General features: G+C 34.3%; 4 protein-coding genes and 3 pseudogenes. 2 read left to right on the forward strand and 5 right to left on the reverse strand.

The features are described 5' to 3' along the window. Positions 1 to 39: 39 nt before the first annotated feature. From LIZ98_RS18230 to LIZ98_RS15955, 5 genes and pseudogenes are all read right to left on the reverse strand, one after another. The gene (locus tag LIZ98_RS18230; protein WP_369009896.1) at positions 40 to 444 is read right to left on the reverse strand and encodes a group I intron-associated PD-(D/E)XK endonuclease; all 405 of its coding nucleotides are present in this window, start codon (positions 442 to 444) and stop codon (positions 40 to 42) included. Between the two features lie 27 nt (positions 445 to 471). Further along, positions 472 to 951 (reverse strand): hypothetical protein, encoded by a 480-nt coding sequence (locus tag LIZ98_RS15940; RefSeq protein WP_095142623.1) that lies wholly within the window; start codon positions 949 to 951, stop codon positions 472 to 474. A 360-nt stretch (positions 952 to 1,311) separates the two neighbouring features. Beyond that, positions 1,312 to 3,504: pseudogene (locus LIZ98_RS15945) on the reverse strand (type I restriction endonuclease subunit R); the annotation flags it as partial. A gap of 121 nt (positions 3,505 to 3,625) precedes the next feature. After that, a pseudogene (locus LIZ98_RS15950) lies at positions 3,626 to 4,827 on the reverse strand (transposase). 96 nt (positions 4,828 to 4,923) lie between these two features. Continuing rightward, positions 4,924 to 6,003, reverse strand: a pseudogene (locus LIZ98_RS15955) (DEAD/DEAH box helicase family protein); the annotation flags it as partial. Between the two features lie 571 nt (positions 6,004 to 6,574). Between LIZ98_RS15955 and LIZ98_RS15960 the strand changes: the two are divergent. Both LIZ98_RS15960 and LIZ98_RS15965 read left to right on the forward strand, forming a co-directional pair. Beyond that, complete coding sequence (locus LIZ98_RS15960) at positions 6,575 to 6,946, forward strand: DUF4258 domain-containing protein (protein WP_108897606.1); 372 nt, start codon at positions 6,575 to 6,577, stop codon at positions 6,944 to 6,946. Between the two features lie 33 nt (positions 6,947 to 6,979). Beyond that, the gene (locus LIZ98_RS15965) at positions 6,980 to 7,426 is read left to right on the forward strand and encodes a hypothetical protein (RefSeq protein ID WP_040037970.1); all 447 of its coding nucleotides are present in this window, start codon (positions 6,980 to 6,982) and stop codon (positions 7,424 to 7,426) included. Positions 7,427 to 8,204 lie beyond the last annotated feature (778 nt).

The raw sequence follows: 8,204 nt of genomic DNA on the forward strand, positions 1-8,204 counted from the left end.
CGGTTATTTGTAGTACGTACCGTGAAGGTACGTTTATTTTTATTTCGGGCTTACGTTACTAATAAAATAATTGCTTAATAAATGCCATGAATTAAAATATTCGGAGCGTAACCCCTCTTTCTCATGTACAACTCTGCTACGTTTATCTAGAAAGTCATCAATACTTAGACACGCAAATACATTGTCTCTAAAATTATAACCAACTACAAAGTCAATTTCTTTTATTCCTTCCTCTTGCTCATCAACTGTTTCAAAAGCATCAATTTTATAAACTTGATAAGGTATAGTGGATTCCTTATAAGCGGAATCATATTGAAGGTGCCTTACCAATATTCTCGCTATTTTCCCTTTATAGGTTGCAGTAATATGGTATGTTGGATTACTTTTAGATGAGCGAGAAATATCATAACCTTGTTCAATAAGTATATCCGATATTATTTGTATCGCATCATATTGATTGTATGTAAATGATTATTTTGCCCTTTGCCTAGGTAAATCTAGTATTCTTTTATCAATGCCAATTGTTAGATATAGTTTCCTAAATTTTCTTTCAAGACCTCTAGAAATATGTTGTGCTACCTTTTTTATTAGAATTAAATCTTCCTTGCAATATGTAAATTTATACTTAACCCATCCATTCTCATCTTTATCTTTTAGTAAATGAAAAACATCATCATATTTGCTAATACTTTTTAAAAAGTTGACTTTTAATCGTAATTCAACATATTTAAGACTGATATTATCTTTATCAACTATCGGGTATTTTACCCCGCCATATTGAATGGAACCAACTTGTATTTGCCTGTCATCTAGTTCTTTTGGTAAATATAGTTTTACAGTTTCGGAATAATCGGATGGTACAACTAATTTGAGGTTAATACTTTTAAAAATAAAACAACTTTTTATGAATAACTTTTGAATAGGTCCGTATTCATATTCTGTACTTTTCAACCTTCTCGCTCCTCATTAATATAATATCTAATTTTTAATGTTGCTCCTTTTCCTTTTTGCGGTGCATATAAAACTTCATCACCGGGCTTCATTAATGAATACATGGCCTTACAGCATGAGGGCATACGATGATTATTTGACGGATATCCTCCTACTTTTCTATGAATATCACCTGCACTTTTATTTTGCCATACACATGATACAAGATCAATATAAGAGAGTCCTTGGTTTTTTGCTTCAGATAGATAGTATTTTAATAATTTCCTTTTTAAATATTTCAGTTACCATTCTTTCACCTCAAAAATACAGAAGACACCTGAAAATCCAAGGTGTCTCAATCATGTTTGTACATTTATTGAATCATGCCCCAGCAATATCTTCTGCATTTCGATTGATCTCATCAATAATGCCAATGATTTTTCTTGCATCGTCCATATTATCTTTGAACAATTCAACAATACTTCCAACTGATCTGAATGGTTCTTGTTGTAATACTTTTTTATCGAGTGTTCCGTTTTTAATGACATAATCAACAATGTGTTTAACAAATCGAATTTGGTTTAGATTTAACCGCTCCTCTGAAAGGAATTCGGAAAATGCTTCGTTGGCTGCTTTCGGATCCAAGCCAACAATTTGCCGAACTAGTTTTGTAATCGGCGTGTCACCAAAATCTTTTTCGTAATCTTCTCTCGTACCAAGTTCTTTCCAAAGTATATCTTCAAGCATTTTTACATCTTGGGCTGTTAGTGGTTTATTATGGTACAGTTTGTAAATCGCCATTTGGTCTTTATGTTCATTTAAATAATATTCTACTTTCTTCCGGTAATTTTGTAAATCATTTACATTGAACATCGAAGCGTTTTCTTTTACTTCAATTACTTCATCTTGGAAGTTTGTATAATAAATCTTTTGTGTTTCTTTTTCGATAAACTTGATTAAATCCCTTAATGCTTCACGCACTTCGTCTAGTTCAAATATATCAGCACTATCCCAAAACTCTTCCGTCAATACTTTTTCAATGACATGCTTTTGCTCCATCACTTGTGGAATCGTACCAAGTTTAGAAAGTGCTTCCGCCGTTTGAATGACGCTGCGAATTGGTTTTGTGGCATTGTTCGCTTGTAATTTGGCCAGTTCAATCGTATACATTAATAAATCAAAACGTTTAGCAAATTCATCATCTTGAACTGGGACAATGATCGGTGAGATATGTTCTTTAATTTCATTCGTATCAAGAACTGATAATGAGATCCAATTATCCTTGTTTTTAAATTTCTCCACATATTGTAAATGTTGTCGGACACGAAAGTTTTCATTATCTAATGCAAGTATATCCCTCGTTACCTCATGGACTAATTCACTGCGATGTTTGATATATTCTTCTGTTTGATATTCAGTCCCTTGTAATTCACGAATAATATCAACTTTTGCATTGAACAATTTTTCCGTTAGGCTTTTACCGATTTGTGTTTCCATTCCTTTTGGATTTTCACGGAAAAACTCAAAGTTTCCGCAATAGTCAAAGATTAGGAAATGCGATTTATCTTGTCCAATTCCAAATAAATCTGGACAAAGCCGTGTTCCACGACCAATCATTTGCCAGAACTTTGTTTTCGAGCGAACCTTTTTAAAGAATACAAGATTAACCACTTCTGGTATGTCCACACCTGTATCAAGCATGTCCACAGATACAGCAATTTGTGGCATTTTACTTTTATCTGAAAAGTCATCTATTAATGTTTGAACATATTTTATGCTATAATCAATGACTCTAGCAAAATCTCCACCATACTCTGGGAACAATGCGTCAAACCGTTCTACGATTCTTTCAGCATGGCGATGATTTTTCGCAAAAATAATCGTTTTGCCTAGCTTGTCTCCGCCTTCTACATGAATGCCTTTGTTCATTAAATCTTTCAGAACCATATCGATGGTGTTGTCATTAAAGAGCCATTCATTTAAGGCAGAGCTGTCAATATCTTCCCTAAAATCTTCTTCATCAAAGGTTTCTTCATATTTTTCTTTATCTTCTTCCGATAAATCATCGTAATGAATACCTTCTTCTAGAAACTTTGTCTTTGTTTCAATTGTTCGGTAATCAACTAAAAACCCATCTTTTACAGCTTGATCCAGCTCATAAGCATAAGTCGGAACACCATTTTCCATTTCAAACACTTCATACGTATTTTTATCAATTTCATCTTTTGGAGTTGCCGTTAAGCCGAGTAAAATTCCATCAAAATAATCGAAAATGCTGCGGTATTTTTTATAGATACTTCGATGTGACTCATCAATGATGATGAGATCAAAGTGTCCAACGGTAAATAGTTTTTTGCCATTTTTTCTTTTCGCCTCATCGATGGCATTCATCATCGTTGGATATGTAGAAAAGACGATTCGGCTTTCCTCTGGGTTATCCTTGTTATCTAAAAGATTGCATAAAGGTATACTTGGTAGTAAGTTATTAAAGTTACGATATGCTTGGTTTATTAAAGCTTTACGATCTGCTAAGAAGAGAACATTTTTCACCCGAGCATTTTGCAAAATTAGATTTTTTGGATAAAAGTATAAAAAATAAAGCACTCGACAAATAGCTACCAGCATGTTGTTTTACAAAATATTACAATAATCTTGTTTTTGGGCATACCTGCAGAATTTTTCACATTGAATTTTTTTAAGCAGCTTTCTTCCCTTTATTTTCCTTTGCCATCGCTAGCGCTGAAACAAGTAATACAATAGCGTTCAGGTAAATATGGGTCTTTACTTTTTCAATTCCCCATACATGTAGGGAGTTCGCCGTAAGGTAGCTTTTCATTCTTGAATTACAGCGTTCTACACTTGTCCTCTCGTTGTAAAGCTCTTTCCAACGTTTTGTATCACGGTGCGGATTGGAATATCGGCGCACATCCTTTTTGATGTCGACTTTTACCACCATTCCATAGTTGGAAGATGAACAGGCTGCCATTCCTAATGGGCAATCCACTTTGCCGGTTGCGTGAGGACATCTGAACTTGAGCTGGTCCTTATCAGCTCCCCAATAAGTCATTTCATAACCCATGGAGCAACGCGGAGTTCCATTGGAAGAAATCCCTTCAGGAGGCTCTTTTTCGTTGCGCAAATTGAGCGGGATAATGGCTTGCGCTCCAATGTTTTTGGCTGATTCATAGTTTTTTAGTTGGTCATATCCGCCATCCATGATCAGAAATTCAATTTTGGATTTGGTACGCTCTGCCACTTGCTCGATTAATTCTGGTGCGACTTCTCCATCGTTCACATGGGCAGGGGTTACTTTTATGGCCATTGGCAGTTCGCTTGCGGTATCGACTGAAAGATGCATCTTATAGCCAAACCAGGTAATTTTATTGCCGAAGGAATCATATTTTGCGCCCCAATTGGCATTACCCGTTTGTTCACTACGCTTTTTGGGCTGTTTCTTTTCATAGGCATCAATGGCGGCACTGTCGATGGCCTGGTGGCTGCCGTCAATTATTCCTTCCTCCTGAGCTAACTGTACCAAGTCAAGGAAGATCTTTTCAGCCAGCTTTTTTTGGTAAGTGCTGCAAAAACCCGGCTGAGAGTGGAGATAGACGGTGCGGGGCGATCAATCGATAAACCGCATTGATAACGGAAACGAAGGTCTTTATCCAATCGATGATGAAGGGCGGTAAAGGTGTCGATGCCTTCGAGTGGGGCAGCGATGAGAGCCCTTAGAATCCCTTCTCTGGAATGACCGTCAGCCCCTCGGGGTGAAGAACTTCTCAACTGTTTAGCATAAGGGCGTAAATCAAGCGAGCTAAAAAAGATAGGTAATTTCTCTTTTGACTCTAATTTTTGCAGTTCTTCAAAGGAAAATAGACTTTCTTGTAGAATATACAAAGTGACTTCCTCCTTTTGAATTTTTGTTGTTTCGTCACTTCAAAAATTCTACATTTTAGGGGTGAAGTCCTTTTTTATGCCTTTAAAATCCTTATGGCTCTTGCGCTGAAAAATATGCAAAATGCTCATCCAATTATGCCAAGTCAAAACATCGACAATTGAAATTGCCGTTCTCGTTTTCCCGCTACCTGTTGCCATAACGAGAAGTGCTTTTCTTTGATTACGACTCAATGCATCACAAACAGATAAAATGGCTTCTTTTTGATAATAACGCTTACTAATATCATCATTTATTTGTACATTTGATAATGGACGCTTCATTTGGCGACGTTCGATTAACAAACTTAGTTCTTCTTTATTGTAAAATCCAGAAACTTTCCGGGGTGGATACTGATCATGCCAAATATACGTTTCAAAGCCGTTCGAATAGAAAATCACCGGGCGAACACCTGACATTTTTTCGATACAATCAGCATAAAGTTTGGCTTGTTGGCGACCAATTTTAGGATCTTTTGATGTTCTTTTCGCTTCAATGACAGCAAGAGGTTTACCATTATCTCCAAATAAAATGTAATCAGCGAATCCTTTACCTTCTTTGTTTGGCATACCTACTACTGGATATTCTCGAATAATATCTTTATTAAATTCCCAACCTGCAAGTTTCAAATCTAAATCGATATATTTTAGCCTTGTTTCAAATTCATTTAATTGATCTACTTGGAAATTATTTTCTTTCGTGTTCTGTTCACGTTTTTCTGTGACCTTTTTACGAAGATGTTGATTTTCCTTAATAATTTCTTCAAGTTTCCGGTCCTTCGCACTTAATTGTTCGTATAAATCTTGTAATTCTTTCGGACGGACCTTCTTTTCTTCTCCAACCAGAAGTAGGGATTCATCAAATTCCCCAGCAGTAAATTCATCAGAATAACAATAATCAATCCATGCGATAAATTGGAATAGATGATGAAGGGATAAAACCGCTTCATCTCGAATAATCGGTGCATTGGTATGGACTGCTTGATTACCTAGTTTCACTACATACTTCATCAACGGTAATAGTTCTTCATCAATAATGCCTAAAAATTCTCGGTCGTGAATCAAACTGGAAAGATTATCTTGATAAGGGACTTTCAAAGCACTGTCATAACTATAAACCCACTTAACTGCTAGCTCCAGCGCACGTCGTTACTGAATCGCACTGACAGCTGGGCTAACTATTAAGCCTTTTTCCGCTTCAAAACAGGCATTGGCAAAACTGCGATACTGCCTCTTCTCTTTTAGAAAGCTAAAGTTTGACACATAGCCACCTCCCTTTGATTAAAAGTTAGAAACTTTTTCTTCGGTAAATAATTCGCCATTGAACGCTTTTTTGTAATATCGAATTAAATAACTTTTCTTGATAGGGTAAACTATTTTCCAAAAATGTTTTTTTCTCCTCTATTTGTTTTGTTATATTAGAAAACTTTTCTTGTAGGTCTATTGGTGGATAAATAATAATCTCATCGTATATATCAGAGTTTTTTACTGCTGGATAGTTTGCTCCTGTTGTTTTCCTTACTAAATTCTTCGTGAAACTATCCGACTTAACTAATTAGTATCTTTAATTTATGCGATTGTAGTAACTTTATTATTTTCTTTACTTACTCCAAGTTTAAACGTTCTTGCAAGTGAAAAAGAAGAAGTTGATGAGATTGATTATTCAAAGTATCTAGTAGATGATTCAATCATATCTCAAGAAGAAGCTCATTTGTTTAATGATAATTCTACTGATGAAACAAATGGAACAATTGAATTTAATATACAACCAATGGCTTTACCTGTAATTCCATTTGCTATTGGAACTGTAGTAAGATTAGTAACACAATGGGTAGGAAAACAAGCCGTAAAAACTGTTACTAAACATGCTGCCCAACGTGCAGCACAAAGAGGTATTTCTTCATCTGCATTTGCAAAAGCAATGGCATATGGTACAAAGTATGTAGATAAAAACACGGGAGCTAAAATTCTTTATCATTCTGGGAATAAAGTTGCTTTAGTACTTGATAAATCTGGTAAGACAGTAGTTACTGCTTATAAACAAAGTAAACCAAAGTCAGTATGGAAAAAGCAAAATTGGTAGTTAGTCAGTTCTAAAAGAAATGGGGTTTTTGTGATGGTCTCATTAAAAGATGTAAATTATGAGGATAGTAGAGTACAAATGAATATGAAGCTTAGCAAAAAAGAGAAAATAGAAGATCTTTTAAGCTTAGATATTGATGTTTGTTTTCAATTTGGTTTTTCAAAAATCGAAAGCACCATTGTATGGACTCAAGAAGATATTAATATATTAGAAAAACAGATTATGGAAATACCTAATCAATCTAACGTTGGATCATTAACAACGATTGAACCTGATTTAAGCATTACTTATTATATAATTCCTAATCAAGAAGAAGTTGAAGATTTTTCCGATAAAGAAATAGTATTATTCATAACGTTAGATAGCGGTCACATCAATAATAATATGGGAACTGAAACTGGTCCAACATTAAAAATGATAACAACTTATCGTGAAATGACAAAATGGATAAGTAATATTAAAACTGCTTTCTTAAGATAAAATATTTATCAATAGTAAGCGTAACAGAATAAGCATTTAGGGGCTTGTAGACATCTCTAGTCTGTTAAGCCCTTTTTTTATTTTTGAATTGTACATGTTGTTAATAATCGTCCTTATTTGTTGAGTAGACATATATATTAAGTCTAAAAGAGATATGCACACATATTAATTATGTTCGTTGGGATGAATACATTTGAAGAGATTTTTGTGATAAAAGGAGTGCTTGCCATTCTATTTAAGTATATAGTCTTGGTCTAAATAGCCTAAACGTTGTATAATCCAAGTGAGGTGGATTGAATTGCAGTCGGAATTGGATGAATTAGATTGCTTATTGGATTATGCAACTAATAAACTTTATAGATTAGAAAAGGAAATAAAAAAGTTAATTAATGATTGGGAAACGTTATTGCTGCACCGTTGTCTATAAAAAACAGGGAGATATCCTGCTTTATGTTGTTTTTATGACAATTTATCTACCTAGAAAAAATTTACAAAGGATGATATTATGTAATTAATACAATATAAATTTACAGAAAAATAAATAAAATACCACCTTTTTTGAATATAATTTTATAAATTGGAGATTAATGTGTAATAAAAAAAAGGTGGTGGAGATTTAAGTGAAGAGAATCTTTTTTATAAAAGAGGGAAGAAAAATGTGTCGCAATAATATATTTGATATTGCAAAATTTTTCCTAAGTAAAAACGATCCAAACATGACTCGAGGTAATTGCGATGTTCGTTATTCCTTGATTCCCAAAGGATAGAGAATACGCTG

This window comes from Caldibacillus sp. 210928-DFI.2.18, assembly GCF_020554505.1.
GTDB lineage: Bacteria > Bacillota > Bacilli > Bacillales > Caldibacillaceae > Caldifermentibacillus > Caldifermentibacillus hisashii.